We start from the raw sequence: 20281 nt of genomic DNA, 5'->3' as shown, positions 1-20281 counted from the left end.
AGTCTTTATGCAGTCTTCTTGTTCTTTCTGCACGCACTGACGAACCCGAGGAATGCCGGCGCCGGCCTGGTCGGTCGGGACCGGAACTCAGGGTGGAACTGGGTGGCAAAGAAGAACGGGTGGCCGGGGAGTTCGCAGATCTCCATCCGTGGACCGTTCTGCCCGGAGAAGGTCAGCCCTGCCTCTTCGAGTGCCGGGATCTCCTCAGGGTTCACCTCGTACCGGTGCCGGTGCCGTTCGGTGATGGTGCTGCACCGATACAGCTGCTCTGCGATCGTCCCGGCCCTGACCGTCACCGGGTAGTTCCCGAGCCGCATCGTTCCGCCCAGGTCGTCGACCCCTTCCTGTTCCGGGAGGATGGCGATCACATGCCGGCCCGGTCCGATCTCCTCTGAGCAGGCATCTTTCCAGCCGAGCACGTTCCGTGCGAACTCGACCACGGCCAGTTGAAACCCGAGGCAGAGACCGAGGAACGGGATGTCATGCTCCCGTGCATACTGGATCGCCTGGATCTTCCCTTCGATCCCGCGAACCCCGAACCCTCCGGGGATCAGGATCCCGTCCACATCGGCCAGCTGACCGGGTTCGTAGCGTTCGGCGTCCAGCCAGACGATCTTCACCTCGGTGGCGAGCGCCCTGCCGGCATGCTTCAGCGCCTCCTTGATCGAGAGGTAGACGTCCTCGATCCCGTACTTGGAGACGATGGCCACCGTGATCCGCGAGGTGTACTCCCGTGCGACCACATTGTACCACTCCTCTGCGGCCTCCCGCTTGTCGAGGTGCAGGTGCTTGGTGATCGCATCGGCGAGACCCTCCTTCTCCAGTTCCACCGGCACCTGGTAGATGTCAGGGGCGGTGGTGGCGCTGATGACGGCCGGTGCGGCGACGTCGCAGAACGAGGCGATCTTCCGCTTGGTGTGCAGCCCGATCGGATGCTCGCTCCTGCCGACGATCATGTCCGCGTAGAGTCCGGCCTCCCGGAGTGCCTTCACCGAGTGCTGTGTCGGCTTGGTCTTCATGTCCCCCATCGTGTCCTCAGGAACCAGGGTCACATGGATCAGCACCATCTCGTCCCTGGGCAGCTCCCCGCGCATCTGCCTGACCGCCTCGAGGAACGGCATCGACTCGATGTCGCCGACGGTGCCCCCGACCTCGACCAGGCAGATCTCGGCCGGCCCATCCTCGTCCCCCTCGGTGGCGGCCCGCTCGATCCGGCATTTGATCTCATCGGTGATATGCGGGATGATCTGGACCGTGTCCCCGAGGTAATCCCCGCGCCGCTCCTTCTCGATCACCGACCGGTAGACCTTGCCGGTCGTGATATTGTGCGGTCCTGATAGTTCGATATCCAGAAACCGCTCGTAGTTGCCGAGGTCCAGGTCCACCTCGCTCCCATCGGCCAGCACGAAGACCTCGCCATGCTGCGCGGGGTTCATCGTCCCCGCATCGATGTTCAGGTACGGATCGATCTTGACGGCCGTGACCCGATACCCCCGGTTCTTCAGGATACGCCCGATGGATGCGGCTGTGATTCCTTTCCCGAGGCCACTCATCACCCCGCCGGTCACTATGATGTACTTCACGATCTGTCTCCCAGTGGGTACTCTGTATGCTTTTTATATTCAATTAGTGTTCGCATCAGCGGGTCTCTGTCTCGTCACTGCGTAGGCTGCGGTGGTGCGGGAGAGCGGCTTCTCCGAATCCCCGGCAGAGACCGTCCCCTCTGCGAAGATCACATTCCTCCCCCGCTTTACGATCCTCCCCCTGGCCACGATCGTCCCCCCGTTCACCCCGCGGAAGAAGTCGGTGGTCGCTGATATCGTCGCGATCCTCTCCCCCGGGAGAAGGCCGGGATAGATGGCCAGCACCATCGCCTCGTCGGCGAGGGCGGTGTACAGGCCGCCCTGCAGCCAGCCCTCGCCGTTCTGCATATCCGGCCGGACCACCATCGAGAGTTCGCCATGCCCCTCGTCCATCGCGACCACGTCGATCCCCATCAGTGCAAAGAACGGGTTGGCCTTCGCCCCCTGTTCCTGAAGCGCAGTACAGTAGTTGTCCATCTGATCAGGTTCAGGCGGGCGGGGAAAAAAGGTTTACCTGACGGCCTGCATAGTGAATGGCATGGAATCTGACACCCTGGCGCGGATCGAACAGATGCTCGGCGACCTGGTCTGGCTGAACGCCGTCATCGCCACAGAACTGATCCAGATCACCGAGAACTCCTCCTCGATCCTCCGCAAGGAGGCGCCCCCGGAGACCTGCTTGGAGGACCATAACGCCATTCGGGCGGAGGCTCTCAGGATCGCCGGCCAGTACAGCCAGAACGGGGCGCTGCACCGGCACCTGAACCGGCACCAGTGACCGGAGTTCCGGTTGGGTGCATCGATAATGTTAATGAGGTCACCATTCCAACTCTTCTCCAGTATGGAGCGGCTATCAGCAGCGAGACCTGCTGCCGGGGCAGCGGCAGGACCGGATCCGAGAGGGTGCACCCCCTGATACCTGCACCGGTGGATGAGCGGGCCTGCACGGTGATCATCCCCGCCTACAACGAGGAGGGCCGGATCCTCCCGCTCCTCGCCAGCCTGGAAGCATTCCCCTGGACGGTGATCGTCGTCTGCGACGGCACCGACCGGACGGCCGATGCGGTCGAGACCTTTGCGGCAGACCACCCGGGGATGGCCCTCACCTGCCTCCGGTTCGATCACCGGCTCGGCAAGGGGGGCGGGGTGCTGGCCGGCATCAGGGCTGCAACGACGGGGTATGTCGGTTTTCTGGACGCAGACGGGTCAACGGCCCCTGACCAGATGGCCCGCCTCTTCGATCAGCTCGGCGAGGTGGACGGGGCGATCGGCTCGCGGTGGGTGCCGGGGGCGATCCTCTCGGTACCGCAGGGTCTGCTCAGAAGGCTCCAGAGCAGGGTCTTCAACCTGCTGATCAGGCTCCTCTTTCACCTGAACTACCGGGACACCCAGTGTGGAGCGAAGGTCTTTCGTCGGTCGGCCCTGGCCGGGGTGCTGCCCCAGATGGTCTCGACCGGGTTTGAGTTCGATGTCGAGCTCCTCTGGCGTCTCTCCCGGGCCGGGTTCCGGGTGGCCGAGGTGCCGATCGTCTGGGCTGACCACGGGGGCTCCAAGGTCGGCGGGAGCGATGCTCTTTCGATGGCAGAGAGCCTGGTCAGATTGAGGTTCTCCGGACGCAGCGTATGAAGCGAGAGGAGGAGAAGAAGCGGGCGTTCTCGCTCTACCAGGAGGGAGCGTTCCAGGCGTCGCTTGATATCTGCACAGCCCTGGCCCTGAACGGGAAGGACCAGTCGCTCGAGGTGCTGGCGGCCACCAACCTCTTCGCCCTCGGCGCGCTCGAGGAGGCGGAGGCCCGGTTCCGCGACCTCGCCCTCCTGACCCCGGACTCCTCGTACGTCCACTCGTACCTCGGGAAGGTGCTGGCCGCGGCCGGCAACGAGGAGGCGACCGCCGAGTACATCGAGGCGGTCAGGCTGGACCCGGAGAACCAGGAGGCACTCAGGGCCTACGGTACCTACCTGGCCGGGAGGAACGATGCAGCCGGGGCCGTCCCGGTCCTCGCCCAGCTTGTCAGGCTCTCCGGCCGGGAGGAGGACGTCCGGGTGCTCGCTTCGATGCTGCTGGAGCAGGGGGACGGGGCGGCGGCGCTGGACCTGTACACCCGGTACCCCCCGGCAGGGGAGTGGCATACCTATATCGAGGCGCTGCTGGCGACCGGTGACCAGCCCGGTGCTCTCCGGGTGGCCGAGCAGGCGTACAGAAAGACCGGGGAGCAGCGGTACCTGCACCAGTACCTCTCGGCCCTCGCGGTGGTCGACCGGGAACGGGCGCTGGTCGAATATGAGGTCTACGCCGACGACGAGGCAGACCCTGCGGTCAGGTTCGACCACCTCCTCCTCCTCCGCGCCTCCGGCGACCTTGCGGGGGCATTGGAGGTGGCGACAACCCTGGTCGCTTCGGCCGGAGCCCCGGTCTATCACCTGGTCCGGGCGGAGCTGCTGGCCGCGCTCGACCGAAAAGACGAGGCTGAGGCCGCGTTCGTCGCGGTGATCCAGCAGGAACTTTCGTCGATGGAGGACCCCGAGACCCTGGACCTGCTGATCCGGCGGTACCGGGAGTTCCTGCTGGCGCGGTACGACCGCGCAACGGTGCCGGCCCGGTTCAAAGCCGTGATCGGGGACGGGGCGGACGTGGTCTCCCTCCTGGCCATGGCGGCCCTGTACACCTCGCTCAACGACCCGGTCGAGGCGCGATCCTGGTACTACCGGGCCTACCGTGCGGACTTCCTGAACGGCGGACTGCTCTATGCAGAGTTTCTGATCGGCACCGGGGACCAGCGCGAGTGCGAAAAGGTGGTCCTGTACCTGCTCGGCACCCTCACCCGGGTCGCCGATCTGGAACGGGTGGCGGCGGTGGTTCTCGACCAGCGGTACGGGATGTATCGCCTCCCGCGGCTGCTCGAACGGCTGATCGCCGGCTGTGAGGCCTCCCTGCACCTGCTCAGCTCGGCCGGCCGGGAGCTCTGTGCGGTCGCGTTCCTGGTCTCGGCCACCGATGCGTTCGAGGCCGGGCAGTATCCCCGGTGCAAGGAGTGCTGCCTCCGCGGCCTCGACCTGATGCCGGGTCATCCCCATTCCCTGCAGGCCGGGGACTTCTTCGCCCTGCTGGTCAGGTGCAAGGAGGAGTCGCTCGCCGATACGCCGGTGCTCGGGCAGCAGCACGCACCCGAGGTGCAGGTGACCGACCAGGTCCGACCACAGGAGTCCGGCCCCGACCTCGACCTCGATCCTGCCGAGGAGCAGGTGGTCGCGTTCCTCCGCACCCATACCCGTGCCGAGGAGCAGGACCTCCGGACCCTGCTCGGGACCCGACGGGTCTCCGGGATTGTGAACAGGCTTATTCGAAAGGCAGCCGCCGCAGGGGTGGAGATCATTGCAAAACAGGGTGTCGGGGAGAACGGTGAGATCTATGAGTACGTGGGACGATGAACCAGGGACCGCTGTCAGTGAACAGGAACGGTCGAAGTGTATCACAATGATCAATGCTCTGCGGCGGGGGACCGTCCCTGCGCTGGGGCTCTCTGAGCTGGCAGTCGGGCTCGAGGCCGAGGAAGGGGTGATCCGGCAGCAGCTCGCCTACGTGGCCGGCGGGGGCGGGGACCTGAAGTTTATTCGGGGAGACTACGGGGCCGGCAAGACGTTTCTGATCGCCCGTGCCCTCGAACTGGCCTCTGATCAGGGGTTCGTGACCGCCCATGTGGTGATCTCAGCAGAGACGCCTCTCCACCGGCTGCGAAGCCTGTACCAGCGGATCTGCGCGAATATGCGCCTCCCGACGGACGGCCCGGCCTTAAAGACCCTGGTCGACACCTGGCTCTTCGGGATCGAGGAACGGGTGATCGCTGTCAGGGGAACCGAACTTCCCGACGAGGTGCTGGAGACCGAGACGATCCGGGCGATCGAGGGTGCGCTGGCCGGGGTCAGCGCTGAGAACAGTGCCCTTGCAGCGGCGATCCGGACCTACTACCAGGCCAACAACAAAGCCGAGTACCCGCTGGCCCAGGCAGCCCTCGGCTGGATCGCCGGCGAGCCGAATGTCGGCAGGGCGTTCCGGCAGAAGGCTGGAATCAAGGGGGACGTCGACGATACGGTCGCCCTCTCGTTCCTCCGCGGGCTGGTCTTAATCATCTGCAGCGCCGGGTACGCCGGGCTGGCGGTTGCCTTCGACGAGGTCGAGACGACGCAGGGGCTCGTGCGGGCGCAGCGCGAGAAGGGATACGGCAACCTCCGGCAACTGGTCGACGGGCTGGACCGGGGGGAGATGGAGCACTGTTATCTCCTCTTCACCGGGACGCCGGCGTTCTTTGAGGGGTCGCGGGGAATCCGGTCCCTTCCGCCGCTGGCCGATCGGATCAGCCTGCCGGCCTCGGACGGCTACCGGAACCCGCACCAGGCCCAGATCGTGCTGGTCCCGTTCGATGCGCAGAAACTTGAGAAGGTGGCGTTGCGGGTGGCCGACATCTATGCGGCCGGCTGCGGCCTGGTGGACCGGGAACGGGTCTCGCACCGGTTCATTCGGGGGATGATCCGGTCGATGACCGCCAAGTTCGGCGGCCGGGTCGATGTGATTCCGCGGGTCTTCCTCCGCGAGTTTGTGGACGTGCTGGACAAGTGCGCCCTCTACCCCGAGTACGACCCGGCGACGTCGTACCAGGAGAGCCGGCTGCCCGAGGACCTGCGCGAAGAGGAGCAGGCCTTCATCAGCATGCAGTTCTGAGGCGATCGCCTCTCCTTTTTTTTAGAATTTTTCTTCTGGACGGAACGTCCCGTCGAAACGAAGCGATGAGAAAAACGAGTCGATAGCCCGGAGCAGATTCGAACTGCTGTCGGGGGATCCAGAGTCCCCCATGATTGACCACTACACTACCGGGCTTCCTGCCTCACTATATTTGCCCCTGTTCCTAATTAAGATGACGGCCTGGAAGCCGTCAGGTCCGCCCGGTTGCACCCTCTGCACCGACTACAGACCTCCTCGACCGGGTGGAAGCGTTCCCCCCTGTTGCAGAAGGCCTTGAGGTCATCCATGTCGCGTGTGAAGTAGACGTGCGGCACCAGGGCGATATGGGTGTACCTGCCGACTCTGACCCCGAGCTCGCCGGCGATCATCTGCTGCAGATTGACGAGCGCAAACATGTTGGCCCCTGACGCGGTCAGCATGTCGTTGGAGCGGAAGACCACCTTCATCTGCAGGGCCCCGTCCCTGATCACGCACTGGACCAGCTGCAGGCACGGGCAGTCCTTGACCTGCTCGTCGACGACTGGATTCCAGGTGATGGCCAGCGCCCGCCTGGTGGCCGGCGCCTCCTTCAGTTTCCTGATGATGTACGCGATCTGGTCGACCCGGACCGGTGCGTTATCGGCGGCGAGCCGGTCACCCCAGGCGAAGAGGCGGCCATGGTAGTCGTACTCAAAGACCCCGTCCGAGCCGTGCAACAGGTCGGTGGCATACTTCTCCATGAACCGGCGCTGGAACCGCGATCCGGTGCTGATCATCGGTTCGGTCGTGGGGTTCTCCACCTGCACTGCCAGTTCCTCGCACTCGATGGTCGCCTCGCCGTCCTCGGTGCCGAGCACCCATCCCTTCTCAAGGACAGCTTTCACTGCCAGTTCGTGGGCACGTGCCAGGTTCGGAGCGCTGATGATCCGCATAGCACTAGTAGGTGGGGGGTCGACCTCTAATAGATTACCTCCAAAAGATTCTGACTTGGAGAGACCTGAAGAAACTGAGATAGATCGGTACGAATGGTGCCGGCCGATAGTACCTGTGTCGATTTACGGAAAATACGTGGAGTATCGCTTAATTAGCCGGGAATATGAAGATTATTCCAAAATCTGACCGCACCGGTGTACACCAGAATACTACCATTTATATAGCAATAGTTGATTAAGTAGTACCTATCAATCGAGGGAGTGATCCAGGGAGAGGCTGGGCCCTGCAGGCCGGGTGTTCTCTTCATATCGACGCCGGATCCGTAGAAGCCCTGCTCATGCTTGGCGAGGGCCCCTCCCTGCGCACCGACCGCTCCCCTGCCAGGTGCCTCGGGCGCAGTGAACCAGGAGATGATCTATGAGGAGTGAGATTCTGTGCTGTTATATGGTGCTTGCAATGCTGCTTGGAGGGTCGCTTCTGGTCATCCATGCAGATGCGACCGTGAATATCCTGCCGCTCGGGGATTCGATCACGCGGGGCGGAACCTCCGCTGACTCTCCTTATCCCAGTTACCGGTACCTGCTCTGGAACTATCTGAAGACCGGCGGGTACGATGTCAACTTCATCGGCTCCACGACCTTTCCAACCTTCAGTTCGTTCTCATTCGACCAGAATCACGAAGGGCATGGCGGGTATACCACCGCGACAGAGCTGAGCGGAGACTCCTCCGACGACTCGCAGGCGAAACTCTCCAACTGGCTGAAGCTCTACACCCCTGACATCGTCCTCCTCCATATCGGGACCAACGATGTCATCCAGCAGGTGCCAGTCTCGCAGCGGCTCAGCAATGTCGGCCAGATCATCGATACACTCAGGGCGGACAATCCGAACGTCAAGATCCTGCTGGCGCAGATCATCCCGACCGGCGATACCTTCAGGAACCAGAACTCCGGGCTGATCGCCTACAACAACGCGATTCCAGCCCTGGCAGCGCAGAAGAGCACCACCCAGTCGCCGGTGATCGTGGTCGACCAGTACTCCGGCTATAATGGGTTTTCGGACAACCAGTACGACGGGATCCACCCGCAGACCTCTGGTGAGAAGAAGATGGCCGACCGCTGGTATGCCGCACTGGTACCGCTGCTCGGCGGCGGAAGTGTGACCCCAGGACCGACCCCGACGCCGACCACGTCGCCGTGGGACTCGCCACAGGCGATTCCGGGTTCGATCCAGGCTGCCGACTACGCATCCGGTGGCGAAGGCATCGCCTACCACGACACGACCACCGGCAACCAGGGCGGTGCATATCGGAACGATGACGTGGATATCGAGTACTCTTCGGTGGAGCAGGAGTTCGTGGTCGGGTACATCCGGTCCGGTGAGTGGCTCACCTATGATGTGAACGTCGCTTCAGGCGGGATCTACACGGTCAACTTCAGGGTCTCCTCCCCCTACACCGGGAGCACCGTCGACCTGGAGGTCGACGGGTCCGAGGTGACGATGATCCAGGTGCCCAACACCGGCGCTCATGATGTCTTCACCACGGTACAGCGGCCGATTTATCTGCCGGGCGGTCATCACACCCTGAAGCTCGACTTCGAGGGATCCTCCAACATGAACTACATCAAGTTCACGAGCGGGATGCCGACCCCGACCGGGACCAGTACCCCGGTGCCAACCGGGACCACGGTCTCCCCGACCGGGAGCCAGACTGTCATACCGACCACAACCACCGCTGGGGTGGAGCGGCCCTATGTTGCGCACTCCTTCCCGTGCAAGGTCGAGGCCGAGGACTATGACCTGGGAGGCGAAGGGATTGCGTACCATGACACAACGCTCACCAACCTGGGCGGCGAGTATCGGAGTGACGACGTCGATATCGAGGCGACGCCTGGAGGCGGCCTCAATGTCGGCTACATCCGGAACGGGGAGTGGCTGGCCTACACCGTGACCGTCCCGGTCACCAGGACCTATGTCGCGACCTTCAAGTCGAGCAGCTGGGCCCCGGGACGTTCGATCCTGGTGCAGGTCGACGGGACGCCGGTCACGGCGGTCGGGGTTCCGAATACCAATTCAAGCAGTGTCTACGACACCGCCCAGGTCTCGCTGCCGATGGCACAGGGGGTGCACCGGATCACGCTGACCTTCAATGGCGACGGCCAGAACCTGGACTGGTTCGACGTGACCAATGACGTGCCGACGACGGCGACGACAATAGCACCGACGACAACAGCGACGACGGTGACAACGAAACCGACCACCGCAGTGACCACTGTGCCGCCGACGACCGTCCCCACGACAGCGGTGACGACGGTCCAGCCGACCCAGACCTCCCGTCCGTACGTGGCCCACCGTCCACCGACCAGGATCGAGGCCGAGGACTACGACCAGGGCGGCGAGGGGGTTGCCTACCATGACACGACGCTCGGAAACCTGGGCGGTCAGTACAGAAAGGACGATGTCGACATCGAGACGATTGCGGCCGGCGGGTACGATATCGGGTATGTCAAGGATGGGGAATGGCTGACTTACACGATCGATGTCCCCTCCACCTCGGCGTACACCGCGGTCTTCCGGGTGTCCTCCTGGGGTGCCGGTCGATCGATCGGGGTCAATGTCGACGGTGCCCAGGCAGCGACGGTGCCGGTCGCCATGACCGGGTCGTACAGCAGTTTCACCCTCTCGGTGGTCTCGTTCACCATGACCCAGGGGACCCATGCCGTCAGGCTGACCTTCAATGGGGACAGTCAGAACCTGGACTACTTCGACCTGATCCCCGGCAACTATGCGACCACGACGGTGCCGACAACGGTTCCGACGACAGCAGCGACGACGGTCGCCACCACCGTGCCGACGACTGCGCCGACCACCTCCGTAACAACCGTTAAGCCCACTACGGCGGCGACCACCACCGTGGCGACCACGGTCACAACGGTGCCGATCACCACCGTCCCACTGACGACGACACCGGCCCCCTCTGGCACGGTCTGGCAGATCCCGACCCGCATCGAGGCGGAGAACTACGACCTGGGTGGGGAGAATGTCGCCTACCATGACACCACCGCCGGAAACCTGGGCGGTCAGTACAGGCAGGACGATGTCGACATCGAGGCGATGTCGGCCGGCGGGTATAATGTCTGCTGGATCCGGGACGGCGAATGGCTGCGGTATCATGTCTCAGTCCCGAACACCGGCGTCTACACCGCGACCTTCAGGGTCGGGAGCTGGAGCCAGGGGAAGGCGATCACCATCGAGGTCGACGGTGTCGGAGCAGCCGTGGCCGCGGTCCCGAACACCGGCTCGAGCAGTGTCTTTACCACCACCGCGGCAGCACTCCCGCTGACCGCCGGGACTCATACGATCACACTGACCTTCAACGGTGACGGTCAGAACCTGGACTGGTTTGCGCTCGAAAACGGCATGATCCAGACGACCACCCCGACGACGGCACCCCCCACTACCGTGGCGACCACGGTGAAACCCACAATCACCCCGACGACCGTGAAACCCACGACCGTGGCGACCACGGTGAAACCCACGACGGTGACCCCGACCACGGCCCCGCCGACGATCCCGACGATCACGATCGGCACTACGGCGACGACGCTCCCGCTCCCCGACACCAAGGCCTACAAGAGCCTCGCTCTTCCGGGCCGGCTGCAGGCCGAGGACTATGACAATGGCGGCGAAGGGGGCGGATATCATGACACCACCATCGGCAACCAGGGCGGTGCCTACCGGAACGATGATGCGGACGTCGAGAGCCTGATCGACGGCAGCGGGTACGATGTCTGCTGGATCCGGGACGGCGAATGGCTGAAGTACACCGTGAACATCCAGGAGAGCAGGGACTACGGGGCCACCTTCCGGGTCGCCTCCCCGCAGGTCGGCGGACAATGCGAGTTGAAGATCGACGGTACGAGCGAGGTGACCATCAATGTCCCGAACACCGGGTCGTTCGACGTCTACCAGACGATCGGCACCCGGCTGCCGCTGACCGCCGGACAGCATACGATCACTATGATCTTCCATGGTTCCCGGATGAACGTCGACTACGTCGAATTCTTCTGAAGGGACGCCCACAAGAGGGGATCTCCTCTCAAAAACGCTCTTTTTTTAAAATCGATCGATGAATTGTGGATGTATGGCCAGTATCAGGACCCGGTCCGTTCACTGCCCCGGGAAGTGAATGGTGAACCAGGTCCCGTCCCGCTCTTCATGCTCCACCTGTCCGCGGAGCTGGTGACAGGCCAGAATCCTGACCAGTTGAAGGCCGAGGGTCTTTGTGGTCTTCCAGTCGAACCCGTCGGGCAGTCCTGCCCCGTTGTCCCCAATCGAGAGGGCGAACCCGTCCCCGGTCTCTCTGAAACTGACGATGATGCTGCAGGCCGCCCCTCCATCGGGAGAGGCCGGCTTGCCGGTGGGAAATGCATATTTCAGGGAGTTGGTGACCAGTTCGTTGGCGATCAGTCCGCAGGGGACTGCAATCTCGAGGGGGAGGAGGGCCGGATCGACCCGGTACTCCACCTCCACAGGGGTGGAACCGCCCAGCGACTGGACCAGTTTGGGGACCAGGTCCTGCAGGTACTGACCGAAGTTGATCCGGGAGAGGTCTCCGGAGCCGTACAGGAACTCATGGACCAGCGCCATCGTCGCCACCCTCCCCTGCAGGTCCTGCAGCATCCGGAGGGTCTGATCGTCGGTGATATCTTCGATCTGCAGGTCGATCAGCGAGATGATGACGGCGAGGTTGTTCTTCACCCGGTGATGGATCTCCTTCATCAGCACCTCCTTCTCTTCAAGCGACCGCCGTATCCGGTCCTCTGCAGTGACCCGCTGAATCGTGGCGAGCATCTGGGGGGTGACCGCTTCGAGCACCTCCACCCGTGCCAGGGGGACCCGCTGTTCCTTCAGGTCGGCCAGACAGATCAGTCCGATCACCTGGTCGCCCTGTCTGAGCGGGATGAGGGCGACGGATTCGAAACCGGCCTGACTGGAGAGGGTCCAGGTCCGGTCGCCGGCCCTCCGCCGTCTCTCCTGCCCCGACGTGGTGCCGTTGATGTAGAAGGAACCGCGACTGCTGAAGAACGGCTGCGTGGGATCGGTGGTCCCTCCGACCACCGCGGCGCTGATCTCCCTGTCGACGATCCCGGACAGGGGGCTGCCGGCCGTTCCCCCGTCCCCGGGGAGGCCGCTCCAGGCCTCGCACGGCATCATCCCCGGCCGTTCGAGATGGATCCCCACCACCTCGCAGCCGGCGTACGTCTGGATCACCTGAAGGTACTTCTGCAGGAGGGCGGGGCAGTCCATCTGCCGGTTGGCGGTCTCGAGGAGGATGTTGGAGAGACGGGAGGCCTCGGAGGTGTGCATCCGTTCGGTGATGTCCGCAGCGATGGCGATCAGCACCTCCTCTCCAAAATAGGTGCCTCGATAGAAGACGATCTCCTTCGGAAAGATCTCTCCATTGCTGCGCAGTCCCCAGAACTCCAGCTGCTGCGGCTCCCCGGTGAACGCCGTACGGATCGTCTCCCCGACCGCCTCCAGGTCGTTCATACCCGGGGCCGAGAGGAACTCCGGCCTCCTCCCGAGGAACGCCTCCCGGGGATAGCCGTACATCGCGACCGCACCATCGTTTACATCGAGAAACCTCCCCTCCCGGTCCAGGATATAGATCGCCTGCCGGATGGTGTTGAAGAGGCCGTGATAACTTGCTTCGCTCTCCCGGAGTTCCTCCTCGGCCCGCCGCTCCCTCGATATGTCGGTGATGGTCCCGAGAAATCCGGCCGTTCCCCCGGCGTACGCCACGGGGCGGGTCGACGATCTCACCCAGACAAGGCTGCCGTCCTGCTGTACCAGCCGCCATTCGAGCGGAACGATGATACCCTGCCGGATCTCCCCGAACCGCCTGATCAGGGCCGGCAGATCCTCGCAGAAGACGACATCCTGAAACGATCGGCCCATCAGGTCGGAGGGACGATACCCGAACCGCTCCTCTCCTGCAGGACTCACGAAGGTGATGAACCCGTCCATATCGACGGTGAAGATGACATCGTTGAGGTTCTCAACCAGGTCCTGGTACTGTTGCTTGTTCGCCTGGTCTCTCTCTTCTGCCCGCCTCTGTTCGGTGATATCCCGGGCGATCCCCCGGAACCCCGTGACCTGTCCGGTACTGTTCCTGATCTTGGCCGACCGAATCTCGATGCTGCGTGGCGTTCCATCAGCATGATCTGCAGGAACCTCGAAGGTGTGCATCGGCTCCCTGTTCTGCAGGTGCGAGAGGAATGTCTCTTTCACCGCATCAGCAGCATCGGGAAGTATGAGGGAGAATACCGGTCTTCCGAGCATCTCCTCAGGGGGATAACCGAGGGTATCGGCGATTTGCGGACTTACGTAGGTGAAGCACCCCCGGGTATCGATCTCCCAGAGCATGTCGGGCGATGTCTCCACCATGGTCCTGTACTGCTCTTCACGCTCCCGCAGCGTCGTCTCGGTCCGCTGCTGGACGCTGACGTCCTGCATCACCGCCACCGCCCCGTCCAGCGATCCGTCCCGGTCATACAGGGGCACGGCTGAAACGCTGATCGTCGCGTCCTCTTCATCGAACCGCTGGATATCGACCAGGTCCCCGATGACGGTCTCCCCGTTCTGCAGGGCCCGGGAGGCGGCCCAGTCCTCCGGCTTCAATGCGGTCCCGGTATCCCGCCACCTGCCGTTGTACCGGACATACTCCTCCATCGTCGTTGCTATCGGGAATGCTCCGTCGGGGACTCCCCAGATCCGGTTCATCATTGTATTGGAATCCGTGATACCGCCGTTCCTGTCGATGATGCAGACACCCACCGGCAGGGTCTCGAGGATGGTGCGCAGGTGCGCCTCCCGCTCTGCGAGCACCCTGCCGGCCCGCCTTTGTTCGGTGACATCAGAGAAGAGGGTGGTGAACTCCCCGGGCCGGGGGCTGTAGGCGGTCACCTCAAAATATTTGCCTAGGGCGGCGGAGAAGTTCTCAAACGACTGGGACTCCCCGGTGAGTGCCGTCCTGCCGTAGCGTTCGATCCAGAACGGTTCAGTCTCTGGAAGCACCTCCAGCACGGTCTTTCCGAGAATATCGTCCCTCTTCAACCCGGTCAGCCGCTCGAATGCGGGGTTGACATCGATGAACCGGTAGTCAACCGGCCTGCCGTCTGCGTCGCAGATGATCTGATGGTGGGCGAAACCATTGGAGATCGAGGTGAAGAGTGACCGGAACCGCTCCTCGCTCTCCCGCAATGCCTCTCTCCCCCGCCGTACCTCGATGGCCTGCAGGACCCGGTGCTCCAGTTCGGCGAACTGGGACCGGGGGTCGCCGCCCTTCTGGATATAGAAGTCCACCCCGCTGTCGATCGCCTCGATCACCACCTCCTCCCGTCCCCGCCCGGTGAAGAGGACGAAGGGGAGGTCCCTGTACCGGGATCTGATCACTTTCAGAAAGGAGATCCCGTTCATGCCGGGCATCTGGTAATCGGAGATGATTGCATCGTATGCCAGGAGATCGCCACCTGCCAGTGCGTCCTCTGCGGACGTCCTGGTTTCGATGTTGAACTGATGGGACTGTTCCAGAAAGACCTTCCCCAGTTCCAGCAGGTCCGGTTCATCATCGACATAGAGTATCTGAAACATGGGATGCACCTGGTAGTTCTCTGATAGTTCCTCACCCCCGCGGGATAAAAGGTGATGGTCACCGAAACGGTCTCCAGCCGGAGCTGGTCTGTCGGGAGGTTCCAGAGTGTTAAAAAAGGGGAAAGGTTCAGGCTCGTTCGGTGAAGACGATCGAACCCGATATCCGGGTGATCTTGATCTTCACCGTCTGCCCGGGCTTGGATTTTGGGACATACATGATGTACTTCCCTTCACGGGCCACCCCGTCACCACGCTTGCTGACCGACTGGATCATCACATCCATGATCTTCCCTTCGACCAGCCCCTGGTGGGCGTCCTCGCTTCTGGCCTTCCGCTTCTTCACCGGCCTGTGACTGCCACAGGCATCGCAGCGGAGGATCAGAATCCGGTCGTCCTTGACCAGCCTGGTGTCGGGCCGGCCGCATTCACTGCAGAGGACATAGTCATCGAAGTAACTCTTGACGGCGGCCGTGAACTGCGCAGGGTCGAACTTGCCGTTGAAGATCGCACGGGTCCCGTCGATCTTGCCGGCAGTGCCGAGTTCGCCGACCAGGAACTTCATCAGGTGCTCAGGCTCACGCCGGAGCGTGTCCGCAATCTCGCGGAAGTTCTCAAAGACCGTGGCCTTCCCCTCGATATAGCTCTTCACCTCGGGGATTGTGAACCGTTCTGAGGACTCACTCACCTCAGTAACGTGCTCGTACGCTTTTTTGAGGAGCGTCTCGTACGGATCAGCCATGGGTAGTATATGGGGGGGCAGGGCTAAATAATCTGGCACCATGCCCCCTATCAGGATCTATTTTTAGCCTTTGCAGGTGAGGTTGTACATATGTTATCTGCTGAGGACCTCACGGTGATCAGGGACGCCCTCCAACGCGATCTGACCCCGGTCGAGGCCGCCTGTTTTGAGAACCTCTGGTCTGAACACTGCAGTTACCGTTCGACCAGACATCTGCTCAAGATGATGCCGACCGAGGGACCTGCAGTCCTCCTCGGGCCCGGGGACGACGCAGCGATCGTATCGTTCAGCGAGACCTGCGCCCTTGCGATCGGGATGGAGAGCCATAACCACCCCTCGTACGTGGACCCGTATGACGGAGCGGCGACCGGGGTCGGCGGGATCGTCAGGGACGTGATCTCGATGGGTGCGAAGCCGATCGCCCTGATGGACCCGCTCTACTTCGGGCCGCTCACTGAGGAGAAGAACCGGTACCTCTTCACCCATGTGATCAGCGGGATCAGCGGGTACGGCAACTGTATCGGCGTCCCGGTGGTGCGCGGAGAGGTGGTCTTCGACGAAGGCTACAGCGGCAACCCGCTCGTGAACGTGGTCTGTGTCGGGACCGTCGACCCCAAAAACTACCTGACGGCCCGGGTGAAGGTGCCGGGCAACCACCTGGTGCTGGTCGGGGCCAGGACCGGGCGGGACGGACTCGGCGGGGCCTCGTTCGCCTCCCGGGACATCGCCGAGGACGCAGAGGCCGTGGACCGGCCGAGTGTCCAGATCGGCGACCCGTTCACCGAGAAGCTGATCATCGACGCGATGCTGGCGATGGCGGCGACCGGCACGGTCCTCTCCTGCCGGGACCTCGGGGCGGCCGGGCTGGCCGGCGCCTCCTCGGAGATGTGCTCGACCTTCGGCGGGATCATCCATGCCGATAAGGTCCACCTCCGCGAGACCGGGATGACGGCGCTCGAGATCATGCTCGCCGAGAGCCAGGAGCGGATGCTCCTCGAGGTGGCGCCTGAGGACGTCGCCCAGATCGGCTCCCTGGCCGAACGGTTCGACCTCTGCTGGTCGGACATCGGCGAGGTGACCAGCGATCCACGGTACGTCGTCGACTTCCACGGGGAGGTGGTCTGCGACCTGCCGATCGATCTGCTGATCGACGGGGCTCCCCGCTGCAGCACCCTCTCTCAGCAGGAGTACGACGCGGTGAAGGCTTTCACCCGGCCCGCCACCGACCTCCACACCCTGGCCCTGCAGGTCCTCTCCCACCCTGAGGTGGCCTCCCGGGAGTGGATCGCCAGCCAGTACGACCATGACGTGCAGCTCCGGACCGTCTCGCTCGCCCATGATGCCGCGGTGCTCCGACTCGAAGACGCTGCGCTCGGCCTCTCGTGCGGGTGTAACCCCCGGCACATCCGCCTCAGGCCGTTCGAGGGAACTGCCGGCGCGGTCATCGAGAACGCGGCCAACCTGGCCTGTATGGGGATTGCACCGCTCTGTATCGTCAACTGCCTGAACTTTGCCAGCCCGCTCGACCCGAAGGTGTACTGGCAGCTCTCCGAGTCGATCCGCGGCCTCTCGATGATGGCCGAAGCGATGCAGATCCCGGTCGTCGGCGGGAACGTCTCGCTGTACAACCAGAGCGACGAACAGAACACCCAGATCCTGCCGACTCCGTCCCTCGGGATGGTCGGGAAGGGGCCCGTCCGCCGCTGGCAGAAGCCCGGTATGGGGTGGAGACTGGCCCTCGTCGGAGCGACCCATCCCGACTTCGGCGGCTCGATCCTCGATACCCTGACCGGCTGCAACGGGCAGGCCCCCGGGGTCCCGGACTGTGCCGTGATCGCGGCGGTCAGGGACGTGATAGCAGAAAACCCCGACCTGGTCGCGACCGATCTCTCGCAGGGCGGGCTGCTGGCAGCACTTGCAGGGCTTGCACCCGACGCGACGGTCACGCTCGCCGGTGACCTGCAGACCCAGCTCTTCTCAGAGACCTACGGCAGGTTCCTGATCGCATACCGGGACGAGGCGATGCTGGCCCCGCTGGAGTACACCGTGATCGGAACTATCGGCGGCGAGGGTCTGACCATCACGGCGGATGGCGCGTCTCTGCATCTCTCCCGCGACGAACTGGCCTTTGCTGACCAGGCGCTGACCCGGACGATGCGTCAGTCGGCCTGATCGGCCGGCAGACCCGGTCCTCCACATCTTTTCTTCTCTTCTCACGCAGCTGCAGCCATGATCGCCCGGACTCTCGAGAGGAGAGCCTGCCGATCATATCGAAAAAAAGGAGTGGATTTATGCGTTCTTTTTGAACTGGGGCATCATTCCCCTGACCTCGGCACCGACCTCTTCGAGGAGGGACTCCTCGTCGGCCCTGGTCAGAGCCGTGAAGACCGGCCTGTTCACCATGTTCTCGAGCATCCATTCTCTGGCGAACTCGCCGTTCTGGATCTCCTCGAGGATCTCCTCCATCGCGATCCGTGACTCGCCGCCGATCACCCGCGGTCCCCTGGTCAAGTCGCCGAACTGGGCGGTGTTGGAGATCGAGTCCCGCATCTTCGTGAACCCGCCCTCGTAGATCAGGTCCACGATCAGCTTCATCTCGTGGAGCACCTCGAGGTAGGCCATCTCGGGCGCGTACCCGGCGTCGACCAGGGTCTCGAATCCTGCCTTGATCAGCGAGGTGACCCCGCCGCAGAGCACAGCCTGTTCGCCGAAGAGATCGGTCTCGGTCTCCTCTCTGAAGGTGGTCTCGAGCACCACGGCTCTGGTCGCCCCGATCCCCTTGGCGTACCCGAGTGCGATGGCCTGGGCGTCGCCGGTGTAGTCCTGCTCGATGGCGATCAGCGCGGGGACACCTTTCCCCTCTTCAAAGGTTCTGCGCACCATGTGCCCCGGCCCCTTGGGCGCGACCATCACGACGTCAACGTTCGGCGGCGGGACGATCTGGCCATAGTGGATATTGAACCCGTGCGAGAACATCAGACACTTCTTGTCAGCAAGGTACGGCCGGATCTCATTTTTATAAACGGCCCCCTGCGACTCGTCTGGAAGAAGGATCTGGATGATATCCGCCTTCTTCACGGCGTCTGCAACCGGATAGACTTCGAATCCATCCTCTGAGGCCTGCTGGAACGATCGTCCGGGTCGCAGCCCAATGATCACAGAGAGACCACTGTCGCGAAGGTTCAGGGCCTGGCCCCGTCCCTGCGATCCATAGCCGATCACTGCGATCTGCTTTCCCTGCACAGCGGCAAGGTCGGCGTCCGACTCATAGTATTTCTTGATCATTTCGCACCTACTCTCATATCTGCGCGCAACTACATAAATATAATATCAAAAACGATAAACTAAATTACTTTCATTTTTCATATGTGGAAGCGACAATACAGAGATATACAGACAATTGAGGGTTTATAATGGATTTACCAGATGTCCAGTCCACCTGTCCCGATGTCCGCATCAACCTGACACGGGTCGGAGTGAAGAATGTCAAGAAACTGGTCGAAGTGATGCGGCCGAATAAACGGCCTATGATCTTCATCTCCAACTTTGATGTCTTTGTCGACCTCCCGGGGTCCCTGAAGGGTGCCAACCTCTCACGAAATTTTGAGGTGATCGATGAGGTGCTCCAGCAGGCGATCGATGGCGAGGTGAGTGGGATCGAGGAACTCTGTTCAGTTGTGGCACGCAAGTTGCTCGACCGGCATGAATATGCTGACCGGACCGAGGTGCAGATGCGTTCAGAGTTCATGGTCAAGCGGGAGACCCCCGTCAGCAAGACCAGCTGTCACGAGGTTGTGAAGGTGCATGCACGGGCCATCGCCCAGCGGACCTTCCACGAGCCACTGATCAGAAAGAGCATCGGTGCTGAAGTGACCGGCATGACCGCCTGTCCGTGTGCGCAGAACATCATGCAGGAGCATGCTGCTCATGTGCTGACCGAACTCGGTGTCGAAAACGAGAAGATCGAGAAGTTCTTTGCAGAGGTCCCGATGGCCACCCACAACCAGCGGGGACGGGGCTTCCTCTGCATCGAGACCGATGACGAGGAGCATGTCGACCTCGAGACGATCATCACGATCCTCAAGGACTCGATGAGTGCCCGCACCTACGAACTGCTGAAGCGGGGCGATGAGTCGTATGTGGTGATGGCCGCTCACAAGAACGCACGGTTCGTTGAGGACTGTGTCCGTGAGATGGCGAAACGGGTGCTTGCGGCCTTTGATTATCTCCCCGGAGACTCCCGGATCACGATAAAGCAGACCAACGAGGAGTCCATCCATCAGCATGACGCCTATGCAGAGCGGAAGGCGACGCTCGCCGAGCTGGTCGTGGAGATGGACGAGGAGAACAACAAAAAAATTCACTGATCTCTCTCATTTTTCCCATCACGCGCATGCATATTCCTTCTTTTCTTGATTATTCTGTTGGATGAGCCCCACGGCTGGGATTACCTGGAACTGATGGCCTGGCCTGTTCTGACCATCTCTTCGCTCTCCCGGGTTCCGATAATATGTACCTCTTTCCGATGATAACCGTTCAAATTGAATTTTTGGCATCTATCAATGGTTTAAACCCCAATTTTTTTATTGAACTGAATCTGCATATGATCGATTAACTTGTGGTACTTTCTTAAATAATCGTATAATTCTTCCCT

The 20281-nt window shown here is 62.3% G+C and carries 13 protein-coding genes and 1 tRNA gene; 7 read left to right on the top strand and 7 right to left on the bottom strand.

Annotated features, from left to right (window positions below; translation table 11 throughout):
- Positions 1-5: 5 nt before the first annotated feature.
- Together ACFKSJ_RS09025 and ACFKSJ_RS09020 are read right to left on the bottom strand one after the other, a co-directional pair.
- Positions 6-1583: a CTP synthase gene (locus ACFKSJ_RS09025; RefSeq protein WP_440949467.1), complete on the bottom strand. Its 1578-nt coding sequence runs from the start codon at positions 1581-1583 to the stop codon at positions 6-8.
- A gap of 39 nt (positions 1584-1622) precedes the next feature.
- Positions 1623-2060, bottom strand: a complete 438-nt coding sequence (locus tag ACFKSJ_RS09020) for a PaaI family thioesterase (RefSeq protein WP_440949466.1) — start codon at positions 2058-2060, stop codon at positions 1623-1625.
- A 61-nt stretch (positions 2061-2121) separates the two neighbouring features.
- Here ACFKSJ_RS09020 and ACFKSJ_RS09015 point away from each other — a divergent pair, with 61 nt between their 5' ends.
- Genes ACFKSJ_RS09015 through brxD form a run of 4 tightly spaced genes read left to right on the top strand, consistent with a single transcriptional unit; the run spans position 2122 to position 6299 of the window.
- Entirely contained in the window at positions 2122-2361 is a 240-nt protein-coding gene (locus ACFKSJ_RS09015) for a hypothetical protein (protein WP_440949465.1), read from the top strand.
- Positions 2358-3209: a dolichyl-phosphate beta-glucosyltransferase gene (locus tag ACFKSJ_RS09010; protein ID WP_440949464.1), complete on the top strand. Its 852-nt coding sequence runs from the start codon at positions 2358-2360 to the stop codon at positions 3207-3209. Before ACFKSJ_RS09015 ends, ACFKSJ_RS09010 begins: the two co-directional genes overlap by 4 nt.
- On the top strand, positions 3206-5011 hold the full coding sequence (locus ACFKSJ_RS09005; RefSeq protein ID WP_440949463.1) for a hypothetical protein: 1806 nt from the start codon (positions 3206-3208) through the stop codon (positions 5009-5011). The genes ACFKSJ_RS09010 and ACFKSJ_RS09005 overlap by 4 nt, the downstream gene beginning before the upstream one ends.
- A complete protein-coding gene (gene brxD / locus ACFKSJ_RS09000; RefSeq protein ID WP_440949462.1) occupies positions 4992-6299 on the top strand; it encodes a BREX system ATP-binding protein BrxD in 1308 nt (435 codons plus the stop codon). The genes ACFKSJ_RS09005 and brxD overlap by 20 nt, the downstream gene beginning before the upstream one ends.
- A gap of 83 nt (positions 6300-6382) precedes the next feature.
- Here the strand turns inward: brxD and ACFKSJ_RS08995 are convergent.
- A tRNA-Gln gene (locus ACFKSJ_RS08995) sits at positions 6383-6455 on the bottom strand.
- Between the two features lie 32 nt (positions 6456-6487).
- Positions 6488-7231, bottom strand: a complete 744-nt coding sequence (locus ACFKSJ_RS08990) for a thymidylate synthase (protein ID WP_440949461.1) — start codon at positions 7229-7231, stop codon at positions 6488-6490.
- A 418-nt stretch (positions 7232-7649) separates the two neighbouring features.
- On the opposite strand from ACFKSJ_RS08990, the gene ACFKSJ_RS08985 reads away from it, so the two are divergent.
- Entirely contained in the window at positions 7650-11303 is a 3654-nt protein-coding gene (locus ACFKSJ_RS08985) for a carbohydrate-binding protein (RefSeq protein WP_440949460.1), read from the top strand.
- Between the two features lie 99 nt (positions 11304-11402).
- Here the strand turns inward: ACFKSJ_RS08985 and ACFKSJ_RS08980 are convergent, their stop codons facing one another.
- On the bottom strand, positions 11403-14888 hold the full coding sequence (locus ACFKSJ_RS08980) for a PAS domain S-box protein (protein WP_440949459.1): 3486 nt from the start codon (positions 14886-14888) through the stop codon (positions 11403-11405).
- A 127-nt stretch (positions 14889-15015) separates the two neighbouring features.
- Positions 15016-15627: a translation initiation factor IF-2 subunit beta gene (locus ACFKSJ_RS08975; protein WP_440949458.1), complete on the bottom strand. Its 612-nt coding sequence runs from the start codon at positions 15625-15627 to the stop codon at positions 15016-15018.
- A 90-nt stretch (positions 15628-15717) separates the two neighbouring features.
- Here ACFKSJ_RS08975 and purL point away from each other — a divergent pair, with 90 nt between their 5' ends.
- The gene (purL, locus tag ACFKSJ_RS08970) at positions 15718-17799 is read left to right on the top strand and encodes a phosphoribosylformylglycinamidine synthase subunit PurL (RefSeq protein WP_440949457.1); all 2082 of its coding nucleotides are present in this window, start codon (positions 15718-15720) and stop codon (positions 17797-17799) included.
- A 117-nt stretch (positions 17800-17916) separates the two neighbouring features.
- Here purL and ilvC read toward each other — a convergent pair whose 3' ends face one another.
- Entirely contained in the window at positions 17917-18912 is a 996-nt protein-coding gene (ilvC, locus tag ACFKSJ_RS08965; RefSeq protein ID WP_440949456.1) for a ketol-acid reductoisomerase, read from the bottom strand.
- Positions 18913-19040: 128 nt separating this feature from the next.
- Between ilvC and mptA the strand changes: the two genes are divergently transcribed.
- Entirely contained in the window at positions 19041-19994 is a 954-nt protein-coding gene (gene mptA, locus ACFKSJ_RS08960; protein WP_440949455.1) for a GTP cyclohydrolase MptA, read from the top strand.
- Positions 19995-20281: the final 287 nt, after the last annotated feature.

Origin of the sequence: Methanosphaerula subterraneus, assembly GCF_052055875.1 — an archaeon.
Lineage (GTDB): Archaea > Halobacteriota > Methanomicrobia > Methanomicrobiales > Methanospirillaceae > Methanosphaerula > Methanosphaerula subterraneus.
This window is presented reverse-complemented; position numbering and strand designations above follow the sequence as displayed.